1 rRNA gene is annotated in these 212 nt (G+C 55.2%); it reads right to left on the bottom strand.

The window, feature by feature from the left end:
* Nucleotides 1-212: ribosomal RNA gene (locus EFBL_RS20060) — 23S ribosomal RNA — on the bottom strand; the annotation flags it as partial.

The following is a 212-nucleotide window of genomic DNA, read 5'->3' as shown; positions in this document are numbered from 1 at the left end:
GTCTCGGAGTTCTCGCCGTTTCGGATACGGGACTCTCACCCTCTTTGGTGGACCGTTCCAAGTCGCTTCTCCTACGACGAGAATTTGTAACTCCCTATGAGACGCCCCGCAACCCCGGTTGTGCATGCACAACCGGTTTGGGCTTCTCCGCGTTCGCTCGCCGCTACTGACGGAATCACTGTTGTTTTCTGTTCCTCAGGGTACTTAGATGT

The sequence above is a fragment of the Effusibacillus lacus genome, from assembly GCF_002335525.1.
Lineage (GTDB): Bacteria > Bacillota > Bacilli > Tumebacillales > Effusibacillaceae > Effusibacillus > Effusibacillus lacus.
The sequence above is the reverse complement of the archived record's forward strand: the minus strand, read 5'-3'. Positions and strand labels throughout refer to the sequence as shown.